This window comes from Paenibacillus silviterrae (assembly GCF_030167925.1).
In the GTDB taxonomy this organism is placed as follows: Bacteria; Bacillota; Bacilli; order Paenibacillales; family NBRC-103111; genus Paenibacillus_G; species Paenibacillus_G silviterrae.
Window position 1 is genome coordinate 1,571,175 of record NZ_JASKUT010000002.1, and the last position, 20,607, is coordinate 1,591,781.

Genomic DNA, 20,607 nt, shown 5'->3' on the forward strand with positions numbered 1-20,607 from the left:
TCGATCCTCCCCTGCTTCAAATCCTCCGCTAACCAAGCGACCTGCCGATTCGTCGCTCTGCCACAAAAAGAATCCAGACAAGCACCACAATCACCAGTGCCATCATAAATGCCGCTGACGTCAGCTTCTGATAGTCAAGCGAAGTAAACATGTTGTTCATGTAATGCTGAAGCATGTAGATGCTTGGATCGGGATATTCCCCTGCAATTAGGTAGGTTTCCCGGAACACCTTGAACGAATTGATAATCGACATAATGAATACGAAAAACGCAGTCGGCGTCAAATAAACGAGTGTGATGGACCTCCACTGTCTGAATTTTCCTGCGCCGTCGATCGAAGCGGCCTCGTAGTAATCGGCGGGAATGTTCTGAAGTCCGGCGAGAAACAATACCATGTTGTAGCCGATGTTTTTCCAGAGATATACAAGGATTACCACGAACAGCGCGGTGCCGCTTTCCATCCAATCCTTCGATCCGAATCCCCATCGGGCTATCCACCCGTTCACCGCACCCTGCAAGTCAAACAAGGCATGCCAAACCAGCACAACGGAGGCAACCGGCACAACCAGCGGGCATAGGAATGAAAGCCGAAACGATTGCCGATAAGGCAGCTTAAGGTTAAGCAGCATGGCCAGTCCCAGCGATAACAGCATGTTCAGCGGAACGCAAACCGCCGTGAACAAGAATGTGTTTGCCGCCGCCTGCAGAAAAACCGGATTGCCGAGCAGCTCGCGGTAATTCGCAACTCCGGCGAACCTGCCGTCAATGGGGCTGTCCATAAGCGAGTAGTAAAAGCCCATCCCGAAGGGAATCAGGAAAAACACGGCAAACCCCGCGAGGCTGGGCAGCAGAAACAAGAGCGCCGTCATTCCCTCTCTGAACGGAAAGCGTCTTAGCACAAATCGATGACCTCCTTTCCTCTGAACTCATTTTCTCATGGGAAAATTAGAATTTTCTTAGAAGGGAAAACCGCTCATCAAACCCGACATTTCAAGAGAGCCTAAGCTACAAAAAATGAGCAATCAATAAAAAGGCCGATTTCTCTGTTATCAGAAAAATCGGCCCTCTTCTCGATTCAGCAGCGCCCGGTTTTTACCCGTTCTTCCAGAACTCGCTTTACCTCTGCAAAAAAGGCGTTCGGAAATGTTCCGATCGCCCCTGTTTTAGTATTATAGCTCAACCATCGCCTTAATGACTTTGGACTCCGGCAGCAGCCAGCTGTCGAAGCAGCCGATCAATTCCTCGAAGGAGGAGCGATGAGTAATATAACGGTCGACATCGATATGGCCTGCTTCTATCGCTCGAATGACCTGAACGAAGTCCTCCGGTGTTGCGTTACGACTGCCCAACAAGGTCATTTCCCGCTTGTGGAACTCTGGGTCATGGAAGGCAATGTCGGATTTCACGAGGCCCACATAGACGAGCGTCCCCCCGTGCGCAACCAGCTGGAAGGAATCTTCCATCGACCTTGCATTCCCGGTCGCATCGAAGACTACGGTAGGAAGGTCTCCATCGGTAATTTCGGCAAGCCGTTCCTTCGGCTGCTGCAGGGCATTGAGCAGATGATCGACCTTCGCCCAGGATCGGCTGAAGGCGAGTCGTTCCTCATTGATATCCATGGCAATGACCTGCGCGCCGGCTGCCTTGGCCAAGGCCATCACACCGAGCCCGATTGGGCCTCCGCCGATCACGAGCACCGTATCTCCGCGCCGCAGACCGGACCTGCGAACAGCATGGGCACCGATCGCAAGCGGCTCCAGCACGGCAGCCTGATCCAGCGTCATCCCTTCCGTCTTGATCAGATGTGTTACCGGAACGGAGATACGCTCTCTCATGCCCCCGTCCGTGTGAACACCGAGCACTTTCATCTCCACACAGCAGTTCGTTTTGCCTTTCCTGCAGGCGATGCAGCTTCCGCAATGCGTGTAAGGAATGATCGCTACCGGATCGCCTGCACGCAGACCGGCATCGTTGTCCCCGATTCGCTCGATCACGCCGGAGAGCTCGTGTCCCAGAACGCGAGGGTAGGAAAGAAAGGGCTGTCTGCCCTTGTACGCATGCATATCCGTGCCGCAGATCCCAACGCGGCGAATTCTCACAATAGCTTCTCCCTGGACAAAGTCCGGCTCGGTCATATCGATCATGGCCAGCTTATCCGGCTGTTCGCAAATGACGCCTTTCATCAGTCGTTCCTCCTTTAGAGCTTAATGGTTTCATTGTACTCCGGCTGACCGCTGGGCCAGGTTTTGTTGCGAATCGGCTCTAATATGGCAAGAACCTCCTCCAGCAATGCTTGATCCATCGGCTCATTGGCCCACTCGATATTTTTCGTGATATTCTCCGGGTTCGCTGTGCTGACCAGCGTAGTCGGGATCCGTTCGTCAGAGACGGAAAATTGTATCGCCAGCTTCGTCAGATCCGCCCCCTGCTCCGCGCAAAAAACAGCTGCCTGCTTGCAAACGGCCCGGATTTCCTCTCCGGCCGGATGCCAGTTCGGGACAGGGCGTGTACTCAGCAGACCCATGGATAGTGGAGAAGCGTTGATCAGCCCTATGTTACGGCTCTCCAGCAGAGGGAGCAGCTCCAGCAAGCTCGTGTCATTTAAGGAATAATGACAATAGGAGAGGATCGCATCCAGCTCCGTATAGCCGATCGCCTTCTCGAACAACGAGAGCGGGAGCCCCGATACGCCGTAATAGCGTATTTTACCGGCCTCCTTCAGATGCCGCAGCGCTGTGAACGCACCCTCTGCCTGTTCGAACGGCACAAATTCCAAATCATGCAGGAACAGGATATCAATACAATCCGTCCGGAGCCGGCGCAGGCTCTCCTCGACACTGTCCGTCAAGCGCTGCGCGGAAAAATCAAACACATCCGCCCCGTAACGCCCGGCCTTCGTCGTCAGAATGAAGCGGTCGCGCACAACCTGCGAGATGGCCTTGCCAAGCACAGTCTCCGCCTTGGTTAAGCCGTAATAGGGAGATACGTCCAGCAAATTGATGCCAAGGTCCAGCGCCGTATGGACCGTACGAATGCTTTCCCGCTCATCCGTATCCCGGAAGACGGAGCCAAGCGATGAGGCCCCAAAGCTTAGTGCGGACACCTCCAGCCCCGTTTTGCCCAGCTTGCGATAATTCACGTTTGTTTCCTTCCTTCCTTAATAGCCTATGTGGGTAGCCATGCTCCTAGTTCCTAAAAGTTAATTGTTTATGAAAGCGCTATTACCTTATTTTATCAAGCATAAATCAGAGATATAATAGCTTATTTTTGCATAAATATACTGAATTTTGATATTTTGTAATCATGCTATGCTAAAACCCTTCCTGCCTCTGTTTCAGCTTCAGCTCCACTAAGAGAGCATGCAGCTGCTCCGTCGCCAGTCCATGCAGCACCAAGCGAAAACCGGCGCGAAGCGTCGTGAGCGGAACCATCGGGTGCTTATTGTTGATCAGTGCGAGCCGCTCGTTATTGCCGACGATCTTGGAAGCAAGAATGCCGATCGTTTCGTCCAGCTGCAGCGAGTTGGTCGCCCGCCAAAAATCGTTATCCGTAAGAAACAGCTGATAGACCGGCGTGAAGCATTCGATGGCGGTGGTCAAATCCATAAAATTGGTCCAGCGCTTCGGCATCGGCTCGATCGGGATCTGCGTTTCCGTAATGCCGTCAAAAGTCAGCTTCTCCTGCTTCGTCACCTCAATACCCTTCTCCAGAAGCTCGCGGTTCAGGTTGATCACGAAATTATATAGGTTCAGGTCATGGATAAGGAACAGGTCATCCTTCACCGGCTCCAAATTTGTCGGCTTTAGCGGATTAAGGGGCACCTCTACCCCTGGCACGTTATCCCGAATAAACCGAAGCACCTCCGAGCCCAAATAAAAATGCCGCAAAATCATGTAGTTCGCCTCAGGACTGATGAACGTTTTCATGCCCCAATACAGCACCCGGTGTAAAGCCTTAGAGGAAGTAAATGCCGTTGGCACGACGATTTTGTACAGTTGAAAAAGAATGATCAGCAGGCGCGACAGAGGCCGAATCAGCGGAAGCAGGAACTGCCTCGATTTGCTGGAGCAATCCTTCAAATACGCGGCTTTAGCCTCCTTGTTGAAAGGAATGCTCTGATCCAAATAGACCGCGAGGAACGGGTTCGGGTCATTCTTGTCATGCGGCATCCCCTCAAAGGGATTCGTTACTTGCATTCTCATACGTTTCCCAGCTCCTCCAATTGCAGAAGATACAAGCGGGCCGTTGTTTTGGCTGTCTTGATAATCCGTTCCACCACGTCTTCGGTCAGCATCGGATGCCTTATTCCCGCTTCCAGCCGTTCGAAGTGCTTCTCATCGGAATCGCTATGATAGAGCAGGAAGGACACCTGTTCATCCGTCAGCCCCAGCTGATCGCGGATCATCTCGCCCCAGTAACGCGCCATCCGGCAGCCTAGGCCCTCGATAATCCACATCGCACCCATCAAATCGACCGGATTGTCGCGGCTCGCCCGCTGAAACAGGTAGGCGGACAGCGCTTCGCTTCCGATATTTTTCTCCCCGGCTTGAATGTCCTCCAGCCTTCCCCCCACAGCAACATAGTTACGCTCGAGAATTTGGAAATCCCGGTGTTCGTCACGTGCATGGGCGATGAACAGCGACCGAAGGTCAATATGCTCGATGGCAATATAGGAGGCTGCCCGGGCGATCCACTGGGAGCCGTCGATGACCTGCTGGCGAAGGTTCTCCATCAGCAGCATATAGTCAGCCAACGTGAATTTCTCTGAATACAGTTTACGAATGACCGGCACCTGTGCCAGCCGCTGCTCGAAGTCAATCCAGATGTTCACCAGCTGTCTAACCAGGTGTGCCTGCAGCGGGTTGTGCCCATCGTAGTCGAGCTTCGGAGCCTCGGGCTGACGCATCGGCTGAAGGTCGTTTTGCACGTTCTCCGCCTGAGAGCCGACCGCGGTTAACAGCATATAGGAGGTTTGGAAGCGTCCGCTTTCGGGCACCATGCACAGAATCGTATCCCCCGGCTTCAGCCGTCCTTCATGCAGCAGCTCCTCCAGCATGATATAGATGGACGCCGCACCGGTATTCCCCTTGGTGTACAGATTCGTAAACCATTTGTCCTCCGGAATCGTCAGACCCCCGAGCTGCAGCAGCCGGAAGATCTCGTCACGGAAAAAATGCGAGGAGTAATGGCAGACCATCCAGTCGATCCGGTCCGGCTGTACCTTCCCCTCCTCCACCAGCTCGAAGAAGCGCTTCACACCGACCTTGGGCATTTCATTCACCAGCCGGATGTCCTGCTTAAGATTGATAGCCCCCTCGTTGGCCGCGGCATGAAGGGAAGGGTAATCCAGCCAGCCGGTGCGCTCCGGATCCTCCTTGTTCGTACCAGCATACATGCATATATCGTAAAGATGGGCATACGATTGGTTGTCGATCCATTCGATCCGCAGCGACAGCCCCTTCGCATTGGGCTTAGGCTGCAGCACCGCGGCTCCGGCGCCATCGGAGAGCATAAAGCGAAGGAAATCGGTATCGAACGGGATCGGCTGATCCATGAATTTCGTCTGCTCCTCGAAGCGAGTGTGCTTGAAGGCCCGGCTCGGGAACTCGCTCGCACAGGCGACGGCAGCCGCCTTTTCCCCGGACTGCACCTGCAGGAACGCATTCTTCATCGCCTGCATACCGCTTCCGCATACGCCGTGATGCGTGGCAATCTCCAGCGTCGGAAGCCCCGTTTCCGCATGAACCATACTGGCAAAGCCGGGCACCAGCAGATCTCCTTGCGTCGTACCCGCGGCTAGGAAATCGATCCGCTTTGACAGGTCCTCCTCTCCCAGGCGTAGCGCGTGCTGAATGGCCAGGGCGGCCATTTCCGCATTCGTATATAGGCTTCTCTGCGTTTTATCAATGGCATAATGCCGATATCGAATGCGGTTTTGCTCGAGCATCCGGCGCATCGTTCTGGACGACTTGCCTCCGATGCGGCCAAGATACTCCTCGATCTCGTCATTTCCGACAGGCGGTCCCGGGAGAAAGCTTCCCATACTTGTAATGTAAACCTCGTTCACGGTTATCCCTCCAAGCTGCTTCGGTGTAGCCTTGATTTACCAACAACCCCATCATATATGCAAGCATGAAGTCGTTGTAGTACTAACTTTTTCTAGTACCGACGCGAACGGAGGAACCGACGGTAATCCCCCATGACGTAAAAAAAAAAGAAGCGGCTCCCATGATATGGAAACCACTTCCTTACCAACAGCCCCTGCAGTCGGCTAGCGAAGCAGCTGGTCATCGTACCATTGCACAGAGGTGTTGTCCGTGTAATTGGCCAAATCGTTGTTCTTACGGATGAGATACAGCTTGCCGTCGATCCCGCGATACACCGGCCACTCATAGGTATATGTCGGTAGATAGGGCGTCTCCTGAGCGAGCGGGTCCAGATCCTCTACCTTTGTCGTACGGAGGGCCGTATCAATCCAATAATACCCACGGTTGGGAGATTGCTGCGGATCAAAGTTAAGCTCATGAGCGTAAATCAAGAGTCTCCCCTCGGAGTCCAACGAATGTAACCCCGGATTCGTAACTCCCGGCACCATGACATCGTAAGTGCCGAGCGCCTGGTTGGCTAACCGGATCTCTCCCTGCTCGGTCACTAAAGCCAGCTTACGCGTGCCGGGCACTATCCGGCCGCGCATCATGCTTGTGCCGTTAGAGGCGAGCCAAAAGCTGCCGTCCGAATTCGGAATGACTCGGGCGGGGTTTTGAAACGTATCGGAGACGTCCTTAGCATCACCCTTCTCTATGAGAAAGGAATAATGACCCGTCATCGAATTTCCATAGTTATAAGCCGTGACTTTGGTTACGTCCAGAAAGGAACGATCTGCCCCTAACGGGTACAAGGTCCCGGTGAGTTCCCGAATGAAGGGGTTGCCTGCCTCTTTAGAGTCCACCGTTATTTGTTCCTTCGGCAGCAGCTTCATGCCCTCGTAATAGAGGCCGTCATCCTTAGACGTTAATGTTACCGGGCTTCCTCCGAGATGCTTGCTCTCCTCTTCGATTCGCTTCCTCAACGCATCGGTTTCCTCGACCGTCATCCACACGGGGGTTTCGTCCATCGACTTCTTTACCTTCAGACTGCCCTGCCACTTCTCAGTAACGAACGTGGGGTAAATATAGAGATGTTCTGCATCATCATAGTAGATACGTTCAAGCACCTGAAGCTGCCCTCCGATAATGTCGAGGGTCCGGTCACCTTTCCACCGAAGCTGGAGCCCCAAATAATCATGGGCATTGGTCCATGTAAGAGGCATATAGGTCACATCATTCCACAACAGAAAAGGATACGTTTCGTTTCCGTTATCCATATACATATCGTTGATTACCAACCCAAAGCCCGGCATAGCTGCCGTATACTTCTTATTCGCATCGTGGGAACCGGATAGATCGAGCGGATACTGCTCCTTTTTCCAGCCGAACCAGCCCCCGCCCATTTGGCCTCCTCCCCTCAGGATCGTCAAGCCGCCTTCGGAATAGTGGAGCTGGATCCCTAATGTGCTGGTGACCTCCCACGTTAACGGCATGTAGGTAATATCCTTGTAAACGAAGAAAGGGTACTTCAAGTGAAGGTTATCCACCGGTTTCCCGTTCAATTCAATGGAAAACGCAGGGAGCTTCATCTGCATATCTCCCTCTGCCGCCTGTACCGGCATGGTAAGAAAGCATGCAAACAACAGGAAGATCAAGGAGAAACCGATAAACCCTCGTTTTAACGCCACCGAAAGCACATCCTTGCTAATGGATTTACTTGTGTAGACGCGACGCTTCTTCCGTTTGTTGCGGATCCTAAGCAATCTTAACATTTTTTACATTCCAGGCCGGAGCAGGGTTCCGTCACCGGTGCCCTCAGCTTGCCTGCTCGGACGTTACTAAGCATTTATCCAGCGGCAGGCAGAGCATGACCCGGGTCCCCACACCGTGGACACTCTCGAACACAAATTCCGATTCCTGATCGTAATACATTTTCATGCGGGTGACTACATTTCGCAGGCCGAACAGATCCTGCCCTTTCTTCCGGTCCGCCATCAGAAGTCCTTCCGATGCCAGCCGCGAAACCTCCTCCAGCTCGCCGTGAATATAGGCCAGCCTAGCTTCGTCGAGCCCGATTCCGTTGTCTCTTACCTCCAGCATAAGACGATTCCCCTCAACAAAAGAGGTAACGACAAGCTCTCCTCCCGCGCCCCTCTTCTCCAAGCCGTGAAGCACAGCATTCTCGACAATCGGCTGCAGGAGAAGCTTCAGCACATGATAGGATCGGCTGTCCTCGGCTATATCGTACTTGACGGTAAAATGGTCCATAAATCGAATTTGCTGCACCTTGATATAATACTTCAAATGCTCGATCGTCTCCCCGACGGAGAACGTCTCCTTCCCCTTGTTCAGGCTAAGCCGGAAAAATTTGGACAGGTGGAGAACCATGTCGCTGATTTCATCGGCGTCATAGTTTTTCGCCATCCAATAGATAGAATCCAACGTATTATATAAAAAATGTGGGTTGATTTGCGATTGTAGAAATTTCAGCTCCATCTTGGACAGCAGAAGCTGCTTTTCATAGTGGTCGCGAATGAGGAGCTTCTGGTTTTCGGCCAGCCGGTTAAAAGATTCGATGACGTAACCAAGCTCATCAACCCGTCTGTCCTCCAGCTGGATCGTAAAATTGCCTGTGCGCAGCTGCTTCATTCCGTACGCCAGCTTGCGAAGCGGAGCGGAAATGCCTCTATAAACAATCCAGGAGATTAGCAAAGCAAGAAGTAAACTGACAGCCAGGATGGCGTAAGTAAAAAATTTCAAGGAGTCCGTATGACTGCGAAGCTCCTGCAGGGGCTGCTCCAGCTTAAGGGACCAGCCGGAAAATTTCGTTTTCACGCTGATCGACACCAGCTCCGCCCCTGTATCCGGTGACTTTAGGATGGACCGGCTTTCGCCGCCTTTATCCCACCTGAACAGATCAACGGTCGCCCCGGCCCCGGCGATCGGGCTGCCGTCACTGTCGAATAAGTAAATGTTCGCCTTCTTAGAAGGAAGAAGCGGCTCGGCCAGCCCGATCAGCGCGCTTTTCTTGACGGAGAGCACGAGCAGATTGGGATTGATCAATGTCCGGTTATACGGATCCATCGTTCGGATCAAGTGTACGCTATCCGCTGCAAAGTACGACTCTCCCTCCGGCGGCGTATAGAAGATGGTCCCCCCGTTCGCTTCCATTAAACGCCGGTACCACTCTTGCTTCTCCGCTCCCTCCGGCAGCTTGCGCCCCCCCAGCTTGGTGGAGATGACCGTACGTGAAGGCATATGAATGATGGAGATTTGGTCGACCATTAAATTGACCGTCGTCATATTGGCAATCTGATCCATGACTTGCGCAAAGAGAACAAACGATTGCTTTGCGGGCTCTTGTCCGACCGATTGCAGTGTCGTGTTGATGTTCGTGTCGAACGCAATGAGAGAGGACAGCTGCTCAATATTTTGCAGAGTCAAGTCAATGTAGTCCGCCATCGTATGAAGGGCTCCCTGAGTTCGCTCTCCCGTCTGCTCCTCGAGGATCGTCTGCGACTGGGCGATAGCAAACAGACTGACCCCGGCAAGCGGTACAAGAATAAGCAAAAAATAACAGATCAGCCGAACCTGAATATAGCCTGCAAGCAGCTTATGCAGTCTACGCAGCTTGGGCAGCATTTCCTTCCTCATCATATTTGCCCGTCCCTCCCTTCATCCCCGTCACTTCACGATGTCCCGCGGGTTGTCCCGCCACCAGTCGTTTACTTCCCCGGTAATTTCGTCACCGCCGGAATCCTTCCACCTCTTGACAAACTCATCGAATTCCTCCAGAGGGCTGAGTCCCGCAACGATCCGGGTAAAGGTCTCTTCTTGAAGCTTGGACAGCTTCACTTGATGCTTCCCCATGGCCGGGGTGGGCGCACCGTCGAAACGATTCGCCATGAGGTTGCTTTCTATCCGCTGCACATTATCGTACAGCCGATACTGCTCGCCTAGTCCCTCAAGCCGGTCCCGCGTCACTTCCCGCTCAACGGTATCTGCGAGCGCTCCGTAGATGCCCCGGTAGCCGTGCTTGATGTGCTCTTCAAAGCGTATGGACAGCTTCCCGTTTACTCGTGTCCACACACTATCCTCGAACCCGAGCTTTAAACTTTTGTGACCGGGTCCTGCGATAAAATCAAGGAACTTCACGACGGCCTCGGCATTCCGGCTTTGGATAGGAACAACATTGTAAGAACGGACGCTGGACGTACTGTAGACGCCATGTTTGCCATCAGGTCCTACGGGATAATCAAGCGGAATCCACTCCGCCTTCGGATCCTTCTCGCGGCTGGCCGCAATATGGGTCCGCGTATCGGACCATGCGGCGGAATAAAGCCCTACCCGCCCGGAGGCCACCTTCTCTCCGAGAACGTCGATTTTATTGAGCGGAAATTCGGGGTCGAGCAGATCCCTTTCATACAAAGTGCGCAGATAGGCGAGCGCCTGCTTCATCTCCGGTAATATTCCGGAATACACAAGCTTGCCGTCCCTCTCATACCAGGCATTCATCTGAGCGCCGAATGCGCCGAGGAACGGCGACGTTCTCCCGAGACGCTCCATGATCGACAGTCCGAAGGTATCCTTCTTTCCGTTACCGTCCGGATCCTGCCGGGCAAATGCCTCCATTACCGCCGTGTACTCTTCTACGGTTCTCGGAGGCTGCAGCCCGAGCTTGTCCAGCCAGTCCTTTCGGGCGTAGACGATTTCCGTTCCTTTAACTTCGTTCAAGCTGGGGATGGCATAGATGTTCCCGTTGACCGTGACGTGTTCCCACACCTCCTTGGGAATTTTGGCCTTCAGGTTCGCTCCGTACTTCTCGATGTAGTCGTTAAGAGGGGTAAGCGCCTTTTGGTTCACATAGCTCATAAACCAGGATGCGCTGGTAGTGTTCAGGAGATCCGGCGGCTCCCCCGAGGTCATAATCACATTAAGCTTTTCATCGTACCCGTTCAGCGGGGGAAGGGTTACATTCACTTCTACTCCGGTATTGCTTTCAATATAGTCAAGGTAGGGGTTGCTGTTCGGATCCATTCCATCCGGGAAGGTCATGCCGAGGCTATTCACTACGATCTTAATGACCGGCTTGCGGATCATCTCGGATGTTTCTCCGCTGTACTTCTCATTCAGGGGAAAGCTGCATCCGGCAATACCGATGACACCAAGCACGGCGAATACGGCCGATTGTTTTCCAAGCTTCATTCATCCCACCCCTTCAGCCAGATGTTTCAGGAAGTTATCGCGTTCATTCTATGAATATTCGTCCCCCGCCCGGGCAATCCCTTTATTTCCCACCTGCGATAGTTATTAAAGTACCAAAAGAAGTCATCGTCCTCCGCTGTCGCCCTGTTCCCGCTGTAATACAATGAGGGTAGCCTGAATACATCCGCAGGCGAGTATCGAAAACGGGGGGGATCACCTCATTGTCCAATAGGGGTAGCAAGCACTATTTTCAAGAATACCATGCCGATATCGCCGTGATCGGCGGAGGTACCGGCGGCTGTGCCGCCGCGCTCGCCGCGGCCAAGTCGGGCAAGACCGTGATCATGACCGAGGAGACGGAATGGATCGGCGGTCAATTCACAAGCCAAGCCGTTCCGCCGGACGAACACCCATGGATTGAGCAGTTCGGCTGCACCCGTACGTATCGGCAGTTTCGGGACGGGGTGCGTGATTATTACCGGCAGCACTTTCCGCTTAGTGCCGAGGCACGGTCGAGCCTTTATCTCAATCCCGGCAACGGAGGCGTATCGAGGCTATGTCATGAACCGCGGGCTGCTTTAGCGGTGCTGCAAGCGATGCTGGCTCCCTATGTTCACAGCGGCAGACTGCGCATTTTGACACACCACCAAGTAGAATCAGCCTCCGTCGACGGCGATGATATCCGTTCGGTAACGGTACGAAACACGGCAACGGGAGAGCTCGCGGAAATAACCGCCGCTTACTTCCTGGACGCGACGGAATGCGGAGATCTGCTTCCGCTCGCCGGAGCCGAGTATGTGACCGGTGCGGAATCCGTAAGCCAGACCGGAGAACCCCACGCCGTGGATGGCGACCCGCTGCCGCAGGATATGCAGAGCTTCACGTACTGCTTCGCTATGGATTACATCCAAGATCAGGATCACACGATTGCACGGCCGGAGCAATACAGCTTCTGGCGGCAGTATCAAGCCGATTTCTGGCCCGACCGGCTGCTGAGCTGGTCCGGTGTCCGTCCTCATACGCTGGAGCCGATTTCCTACGAGCTCTTCGAAGGGACGGAACGGTATCCCCTGTTCTATTATCGCCGCATCATCGACAGCCGGAACTTCGAAAACGGCGTTTATCCGAGCAGCATCACCCTGGTGAATTGGCCGCAGAACGATTACTGGCTCGGCTCCATCATCGACGTGAGCGAAGAGGACAAAGAGCGTCATCTTCGGGATGCCAAACAGCTCAGTCTCTCGCTGCTCTACTGGCTGCAGACGGAGGCTCCCCGGCCGGACGGAGGTCAAGGCTACCCCGGACTTCGGCTGCGCAGAGACGTCGTAGGAACCGAGGACGGGCTGGGCATGTATCCTTACATACGAGAATCACGGCGGATCAAGGCCGAATTCACGGTACTGGAGCAGCATGTGAGCACCGCTTGCAGACCGGACGGCAAGGCGGAGCCGTTCGACGATTCCGTCGGTATCGGCTGCTATCGCATTGACCTGCACCCGAGTACAGGGAACCGCCATTATATTGATATTTCTTCTTTGCCGTTCCAGATACCGCTGGGCAGCCTCATTCCGATCCGGATGAATAATCTGCTCCCAGCCTGCAAAAATCTTGGTGTTACGCACATTACCAATGGCTGCTACCGGCTTCATCCGGTCGAGTGGAACATCGGCGAGGCGGCGGGCCATCTGGCAAGCTACTGTGTCGACCGCGGTCTGCGGCCCCGCGAGGTGCGCAGCCGGGAATCTGAGCTCCGCGATTTCCAGCGGCTGCTGTCCGGAAGCGGCATTGAGCTGGCTTGGCCTGCCGTTCATCCGGTATAACTAAACCAATAAAATGAGGTGTATTGATATGAACAAGGTGAAGATTGCGGTGATCGGAGCCGGCTCCATTTCCGAAATGCATTTGAGATCGTACCAGAATAATCCGCAAGCGGAGCTTTACGCTATTTGCGACCTGAACGAGGAGCGTGCCCGAACGAAGGCGGAGAAATACGGCATTCCTCGTATCTATACCGATTATCGTGAGCTGCTGACCGATTCGGAGATCGATGCCGTCAGCATCTGCACGTGGAATAACAGCCACGCGCCGATCTCTATCGCAGCCCTGGAGGCCGGGAAGCATGTGCTCGTCGAGAAGCCGCTTTGCAAAACGGTAGACGAAGCCCTCCGCGTCGAAGCGGCGGTCCGAAATTCCGGCAAAACGCTCCAGGTCGGCTTCGTCCGACGGTACGCGGCAAATACCGGCATTGTGAGGTCCTTTCTGGACAACGGCGAGCTCGGCGATATTTATTATGCCAAGGCCTCTTGTATCCGCCGTCTGGGGAACCCGGGGGGCTGGTTCTCGGATATCGAGCGCTCGGGCGGCGGCCCGCTGATCGATCTGGGCGTTCATGTCATTGATTTATGCTGGTACCTGATGGGCCGGCCGAAGGTGAAGTCGGTTTCGGGCAACACGTACAGGAAGCTCGGCAACCGCGCCAACGTGCGAAATCTTTCCTATTACAAAGCTTCGGATTATGATGCGTCCCATAATGATGTGGAGGATCTGGCCAATGCGATGATTCGCTTCGAGAACAGCGCCTCCCTGCTTGTGGACGTCAGCTTCACGCTTCATGCGAAGGAAGACGAGATTACCGTCAAGCTGTTCGGCGACAAAGGCGGCGCCGAGCTGGAGCCTAAGCTCGCTATCGTCACGGAGAAGCACGATACCATCTTGAATCTGACGCCTCAGGTCAATAACCTGTCGTTCGATTTTGTCGCCGGATTTCAGGATGAAATCAATCACTTTATCGAGGTGTGCCAAGGGAAGAAAGAAACGCTGTCCCCTGTAGAGGATGGGGTCGAAATGATGAAAATACTTTGCGGCATCTACGAATCCAGCGAAAGAGGAGAAGAAATTCGATTCTAAGGAGGAAACGCCGTTGAAAACGTCCAAATGGTTGAGCTCCGCCCTATTGCTGACCTTGATCGCCTCCCTATGGCCGATGGCCGCGTTTGCGGCGGATACCGGAGCAGGCTCCTACGCTGCCACGGCTCCCGGTGCCGCCGATTACATTGAGGTGGAAGCCGCTCCGGTTGACATCACCATCGATCCGGAAGGCCCCCGCAAGCAAATCAACTTCGTGGATAAAGACGTAAGCGCAGTAACGGATTACCTGGCTTTATTTACTGGGGAATATGCGCCGCAAATTACGGTAAGCAAAACCTCCGTCGCTGTTGTCGTCGACATCGCCAGCCAAGTGACGCGAGTGGTGAATCCGTCCATAAACGGCGGGGTTCCGAACTGGACGGGACCTACCGACCTAGTCATCCCCCAAGGAGGCTACATCCTTGTCGCTAACGATGACAGCTGGGCCAACAAGACCTACAAGCAGTATCTCGCGAAAAATTTCAAGGTCGGGGATCGGATTAAGCTGCGAAAAAACGGCGAAGTGGTCCCGATAACGGAATTCATGACGGGACAGGGATTGAAAGCCCGGCTTCGACTGACAAACGATGAATGGTATACGGTAACAAGCCCAAACACGACGGTCTCCGGAAAGGTGGAAAATAGGGAATCAGGCGCTTCGTATACGGTACGGGTAAACCAAACTGCCGTGCCTTTGCAGGCCGACGGTAGCTTCCAGCTTGCGTTAGGGCTTGCGGAGGGCGTCAATTACCTGGACGTCGTCGTGTCCAAGAACGGAACGGAAAACGATCGCATGACGCTTGTCGCGTTCTATAAGAAGCCGAGCGGCAGCTCAAAGGAAGTCGTCCTTTGGGTGGATCAAGGAACGAATATTTTCAAGCTGCAGACTCCTGAGAACGTTCGCGACATGCTTGCGAAAGCCAAGGACGCCGGTGTTACGGCTATAGCGCTGGATGTCAAAGGTGTAGAAGGCTTCGCCAATTACAAGAAAAACGATTTGACGGGCCGTCCGCACATCTCTCAGATGACGGCGCCTACCCGAGCCGGGGCGAATCCAAACCTTGATATGCTGGAGGAGTTCGTCAAATACGGACATCAGCTTGGCCTCAAAATTCACGCAGCGTTCAATGTCTTCGCCGAGGGCTCGCCTGCCCACAACGAATACGGGCTGCTGAATCAGCATCTGGATTGGGAAGAACGCGTATTCCGTCCTGAGGACGGAGGACAAATCTTGCGGCTGCGTGAAAGTAACTATTTTAAAACAGGCAAATCCCTTGTTGCTTTCGTGAACCCAGCCCATGATGAAGTCAGAGCGTTCCAGCTGAAGAATATGGAGGAAGTTATCAAGAACTACGACGTCGACGGCATTGTGCTCGACCGGACTCGTTACGACAACGAAACGGCCGATTTCAGCCCTCAGACCCGCGCGAAGTTCGAGGCCTTCCTCGCCGCACGAGGCAAACAGCTGACGAACTGGCCTGCCGATATTTTTACTTATGTGAATAATACCCGGCAGTTCGGTCCCCTCATCAACGACTGGTGGGAATTCCGATCGCTGACGATCAAAACGTTTACAGATGAAGTCCGTTCGCTTACGAACCGCTATACCACACTGAAAGGAAAGAAAATCCATACCTCGGCCTATGTCGGCTCCTGGTTCGAGACGTACTACCTGAACGGAGTCCATTGGGGCAGTCCGAACTTCCGGTACGACAGCCGCTTGAAGTTCCCGGCGGACAGCCTGTACACCGATACTTACGCGCAGACCGGCTATACCGATAACCTTGATTTTCTTATGATCGGCACGTATCAGACGACGCAAAAAGAGATCGAGCGCCACATTACCCTCGGCAATATCGTTACTAATGGGGAAGTTCCGATGTATGCGAGTATTGCCTTGGCCAATATACAGGATCCGCCTTTGCAGCGTTCTGTTTTTCAAGCCGGATTGTCGCAATCGAACGGGCTGATGCTCTTCGACCTTGCGATGGTCAATTGGCCGGTCGTCAAAGCCTCTCTTCGGAACGTGGAGTACGTGAAGGATTATCAACTCGGTATGAGCGTACCCGCCAACCAAAATGCATATCTTGAAGGGGATTTGTACAATGTAAGCCGTAATGAGAACAATTTGAACGTGTATACGGAAGCGTTCGGCCTTACGACCGCTACCAGCACCTTCGGGGTGGAGGCGACCGTCGATGGGACCGGCAAGGTGACCAAGGTCGTCAATCAGCAGCAGGCGCTTACCTGGAACTGGGTGAATACTGCTCCCAACAACAGTCCTATTCCGGCAGGCGGCTTCGTGATCTCCGCGCTGGATGCATCCGGCATACGAACGAAGCGGCAGCTTGTGGCCCGGACCTACAAAGTCGGGGACGACGTAAGAGCGGCTGTGCTGCGAGGCTACCTGCCTTATGAGAACCTCGAAACGCCGTTGAGATCGCTTGAACTGAAGGGCAATGTCGAGGTGCTCGGTCCGGGCACAGCGGAGGTGCGTCTGAACGGGGCACAGGCTGCGCTGCTGGGCAGCGGAGATTTCAGCGGGACGGTTCCGCTGAACCTTGGCGCCAATACCGTTACGTTCTCCGTTTATGTCGACGGCCGCAAGACGAACGAAAAGAGCGTAACCATCACGCGTACCGCCCCTGTCCTTACGGGCATCGAGCTGGATCGTCCCGCATACCGTCTTGTGGCGGGGGATACGCTGAAGACCGTCACTACGGCTGTTTATTCGGACGAATCGAGGACGGTGGTGGCGGGCGCGCAGTTCAGCTCCAGCCATCCCGAGGTGGCAACCGTTGCAGCGGATGGAACCGTAACCGCGCTGAAGGCGGGTACTGCGGTCATCACCGCTTTTTATGAAGGAAAGACCGCCGTTTCGACGGTCACTGTCGTTGAAATGATCGGGCTCGCTTATGACGAGAAGAAGCTCCGCTTAGTCGAGGGGCAAGTGCTGCAGGCACCGCTCAAGGCTGCCTACTCGGACGGGGCGACGGAGTATATCACCGTGGGACCGGTTTACACTTCTTCGCTCGACAAGGTCGCGTCCGTTGCTTCGAATGGCAGTATTACCGCCGTTAAGCCGGGCTCCGCTACGGTATCCGCATCCTACCGGGGCAAGCAGGCGGAAACCAAGGTCAAGGTGTTCAACAGCCATAAGGAGCTTATGCAGGATAAAGAGGAGTAGTTGCGGGAAAAGTGCAGTCACTTTGGGGCCTAATGGCAAATGTGCCACTATACGCACATCTGCCATTAGACGGGCCCTGCTGCACCGAAAACCCGCCGGCACTTCCGCCTAATCGCACATTTGCCATTGCACGCACCATTCCCGGCCTTTTGGTAACCTGTAATCGCACATCTGCCATTAGACAGGCCCTGCTGCACCAAAAACCCGCCGGCATTTCCGCCTAATCGCACATTTGCTACTACTCGCACCATTCTCGGCCTTTTGACACCTGTAATCGCACACCTGCCATTAGACGGCCCTGCTGCACCGAAATTCGGCCGGCACTTCCGCCTAATCGCACATTTGCCACTAATCGCACCATTCTCGGCCTTTTGATCACGTGTAATCGCACACCTGCCATTAGACGGCCCTGCTGCACCGAAATTCGGCCGGCACTTCCGCCTAATCGCATATTTACCACTAATCGCACCATTCTCGGCCTTTTGACACCTGTAATCGCATATTTGCCATTAGCAAGGCACTACTGTACCGAAATCCGGCCATCACTTCCGCCTAATCGCACATTTGCCATTACACGCACCATTCTTGGACTATTGACCACCCGTAATCGCACATCTGCCATTAGACGGGCCCTGCTGCACCGAAAACCCGCCGGCACTTCCGCCTAATCGCACATCTGCCATTAACCTGGCCCCTCCGATCGCCCCCCGGCTCAAATGGCAAAAAAGCATCCGGAACCTTCCTGAAGGAAGACTTCGGATGCTTTTCCTACTTACTTGCCGGCAGCGTCAACCATTGCTGCGGCGTCTTCATTGCTTTTAAGCCATACTCCAGAATCGTAGCAATGGCTATCGTCTCCGCTTGTGGAACCACGGGCTCCCTCGAATCGAAGAACCCAACAAGGCTGCGGACGAAAGCACCGAAAAAATCCGACTCCACCGTCAGCTCCTTGGTTGCCCCCGATTCATAGCTAAGCGACATTCGAAACGGGCAATCACCTCCGGGCAGGGTAACTGCCGCTTGGCGACCGTCCGCATACCCGATCAGCAGCTCCGGTGCATTCTCCGTTCCCATCCACATCACCCTGCTCACCTCCGTCCCCATCAGCGAAACGATCGGCTCGACCTGGTGGATCGCATAGTTGTCAAATTTGCCCGGACCTGCACTATAGATCGACTCAATCCCCAGTCTATCCGCCTCGGTAAACTCCGAAGCAAACCGCAGCGCCGAGCTCGAGTACATCGGCGTCCCGTGCTTGCCGGCCAGCTCGAACATCCGCACAGCCGCCGCCCGGTCGGGCGCGAACGTTTTATCGATGTAAGTGGGCTTGCCCGATTGAAGCGGGAGCTGCGACAGCTCCTCATGATACTCCGGATGATCCGGAGACAGAACGATCAAATAGTCGCTCTGCTCCACGACGGCCGCAATCGAATCCAGAAGCCGGATGCCCTTCCGCTTACACCACTCTTCGTTACTGAGCTTTCCTTCCGTATCGGCTCGCCCGTAGGCATAAGCCACCTTCATCCGGCCCTCCGTAGCCTGCTCTATCCAACCCGGATATTTCTCCGCGTGCCATTCGTCCAAATAATTGTCAATAAATCCGATCTTCTTCACCGCTCTCTCTCCCTCCGAAAGATAAACACCCTGCGGTGGAAGCCGCAGGGAACAAACCTATTTCTTATTAGCGGCATACCACTCGTTGGCAGACTTCGTCATTTCGTCTCCGCCCTCCGCTTTCCACTGAGCCAAAAACTTGTCGTAGTTTTCGAGCGGCTCCGAGCCGGTAATGTACTTCAGGAACGTATCCTCCATCAGCTTCTGCAGCTTCTGGTTGTACTTGCCGATCGCTTCCAGCGGAGGTGCAAAAGCAAGCGGGTCGACGACAACATTGCCCTTGGCGGCTTCCTGGTTTTTGTTGAAGGCATCCGTCAGGATAGGGTCCTTCCGAACGCGCGCCTGCCAGTAAATCGGGTAGTTTTTCTCATCCACGCCTGTGAGGAAGGTGGAAGCGTTGTTATACTGATCGTTAAAGATAGGAAGAATCGGGAAGTAGTTGCCGTTCTCTACCTTGTGGTGCACACCTTCCTTCCCGATAGTCGCTTCCTTGTGAATTTCCTTATCCAGCTTCAGGTCGAGGTATTTAATAATCTCTTCCTTGTTCTCGGCCCATTTCGGAATGCCCACGTAATAGCTGATGCCCGCGGTTCCCATCACCTGCACCTTGCCGTCATCCCCCTTCAGGTAAGGCAGGCTGGCGATTTTGGCGTTCGGCGTATTTTTCAAAAGCGCATTCTGCACCGTAGGCGCATTGAAGTAACCGTTCGAGATGATGGCCGCCTTGCCGCTCGTAAAGTTCTCGATCACCTTGTTGGCTTGATTGAGGGACCACTCCTGGTCGATCAGCTTCTCGGTGTAAAGCTTCTTCATGAACTCCAAATACTTCTTCATGTTCGGGTTCTCGACGGCATTCACAAGCTTGCCGTTCACGTCCTGCCAGCCTGTCGTTGCGGTCGACTGCACCATCGTAAGTCCGAAGGTCGGCAATAGTTCCGGAACGAGCGGAGTTTTGCCGCCCGATAGCGCCATGACGTTCTTCTTCTCCTTCAGCGTTTTCATCACGTTATACAATTCGTCACGGGTTGTAGGGGCCTTCAGTCCGAGCTCATCCATCCAATCCTGGCGAACGATCAGCGCGGTATTCACGACGGTACCCGACCCGGTCTGCGGGATGCCGAATATTTTGCCGTTCAGCTTCGCGCCGTTCCAGGAGTTTTGGGAAATCACATTCTTCATGTTCGTCCCGTACTTGTTGACCAGCTCGTCAATCGGCTCCAACGCACCGGATGCGGCCAGCTTGGAGTATTGAGGGGCGGAGAGCAGCATAAAGGCGTATTTTTCCTTATTGGCCATCAGCAGGTTCAGCTTATCGTCCGGGTTCTCGACGGGCAGCATGTCGTAGGTGACCTTGTAGCCGGTTTTCTCGTTCAACAGCTTCGCGACAACCTCGTTATTCGGGTCGAATCGACCGTACTGCAGCAGCGCCTTGAATTCCGGTTTGGGTTTATTCGCGTCTCCCTGTGCCGTAGGTGCCGGAGTCGTTCCTTGCGGCTTCGTATTGTCAACCTTCTCACCCCCGTTGCAGGCGGCAGCCAGCGCCGCCAAAGTCGTGATGGAGAGAACCGTTAATCCTTTTTTGAGCATGGATGAACCTCCCTTTTCATTC

General features: G+C 54.1%; 13 protein-coding genes. 3 read left to right on the top strand and 10 right to left on the bottom strand.

Annotated features, from left to right (window positions below; translation table 11 throughout):
- Positions 1-28: 28 nt before the first annotated feature.
- The 8 genes from QMO62_RS29825 to QMO62_RS29860 form a co-directional block, all read right to left on the bottom strand.
- On the bottom strand, positions 29-868 hold the full coding sequence (locus QMO62_RS29825) for a carbohydrate ABC transporter permease (protein ID WP_284646735.1): 840 nt from the start codon (positions 866-868) through the stop codon (positions 29-31).
- A 300-nt stretch (positions 869-1,168) separates the two neighbouring features.
- A complete protein-coding gene (locus QMO62_RS29830; RefSeq protein WP_284646113.1) occupies positions 1,169-2,182 on the bottom strand; it encodes a zinc-binding alcohol dehydrogenase family protein in 1,014 nt (337 codons plus the stop codon).
- 14 nt (positions 2,183-2,196) lie between these two features.
- Positions 2,197-3,138: an aldo/keto reductase gene (locus QMO62_RS29835; RefSeq protein ID WP_284646114.1), complete on the bottom strand. Its 942-nt coding sequence runs from the start codon at positions 3,136-3,138 to the stop codon at positions 2,197-2,199.
- 172 nt (positions 3,139-3,310) lie between these two features.
- Entirely contained in the window at positions 3,311-4,201 is an 891-nt protein-coding gene (locus QMO62_RS29840; protein WP_284646115.1) for a DUF6999 family protein, read from the bottom strand.
- Entirely contained in the window at positions 4,198-6,066 is a 1,869-nt protein-coding gene (locus tag QMO62_RS29845) for a 3-oxoacyl-[acyl-carrier-protein] synthase III C-terminal domain-containing protein (protein ID WP_284646116.1), read from the bottom strand. Before QMO62_RS29845 ends, QMO62_RS29840 begins: the two co-directional genes overlap by 4 nt.
- A gap of 204 nt (positions 6,067-6,270) precedes the next feature.
- Positions 6,271-7,857: a hypothetical protein gene (locus QMO62_RS29850; RefSeq protein ID WP_284646117.1), complete on the bottom strand. Its 1,587-nt coding sequence runs from the start codon at positions 7,855-7,857 to the stop codon at positions 6,271-6,273.
- Between the two features lie 43 nt (positions 7,858-7,900).
- Positions 7,901-9,742 carry a cache domain-containing sensor histidine kinase gene (locus QMO62_RS29855; RefSeq protein WP_284646118.1) on the bottom strand — a complete coding sequence of 614 codons (1,842 nt, stop codon included), beginning with the start codon at positions 9,740-9,742 and terminating at the stop codon, positions 7,901-7,903.
- A 27-nt stretch (positions 9,743-9,769) separates the two neighbouring features.
- Positions 9,770-11,290, bottom strand: a complete 1,521-nt coding sequence (locus QMO62_RS29860; RefSeq protein ID WP_284646119.1) for an extracellular solute-binding protein — start codon at positions 11,288-11,290, stop codon at positions 9,770-9,772.
- A 221-nt stretch (positions 11,291-11,511) separates the two neighbouring features.
- On the opposite strand from QMO62_RS29860, the gene QMO62_RS29865 reads away from it, so the two are divergent.
- Genes QMO62_RS29865 through QMO62_RS29875 form a run of 3 tightly spaced genes read left to right on the top strand, consistent with a single transcriptional unit; the run spans position 11,512 to position 17,384 of the window.
- Entirely contained in the window at positions 11,512-13,110 is a 1,599-nt protein-coding gene (locus QMO62_RS29865; protein ID WP_284646120.1) for an FAD-dependent oxidoreductase, read from the top strand.
- Between the two features lie 28 nt (positions 13,111-13,138).
- Positions 13,139-14,197: a Gfo/Idh/MocA family protein gene (locus QMO62_RS29870; RefSeq protein WP_284646121.1), complete on the top strand. Its 1,059-nt coding sequence runs from the start codon at positions 13,139-13,141 to the stop codon at positions 14,195-14,197.
- Positions 14,198-14,210: 13 nt separating this feature from the next.
- Positions 14,211-17,384: a family 10 glycosylhydrolase gene (locus QMO62_RS29875; RefSeq protein ID WP_284646122.1), complete on the top strand. Its 3,174-nt coding sequence runs from the start codon at positions 14,211-14,213 to the stop codon at positions 17,382-17,384.
- Positions 17,385-18,152: 768 nt separating this feature from the next.
- Here QMO62_RS29875 and QMO62_RS29880 read toward each other — a convergent pair.
- Positions 18,153-18,998 (bottom strand): Gfo/Idh/MocA family oxidoreductase, encoded by an 846-nt coding sequence (locus tag QMO62_RS29880; RefSeq protein WP_284646123.1) that lies wholly within the window; start codon positions 18,996-18,998, stop codon positions 18,153-18,155.
- Positions 18,999-19,055: 57 nt separating this feature from the next.
- Positions 19,056-20,585: a type 2 periplasmic-binding domain-containing protein gene (locus QMO62_RS29885; RefSeq protein ID WP_284646124.1), complete on the bottom strand. Its 1,530-nt coding sequence runs from the start codon at positions 20,583-20,585 to the stop codon at positions 19,056-19,058.
- Between the last annotated feature and the right edge of the window lie 22 nt (positions 20,586-20,607).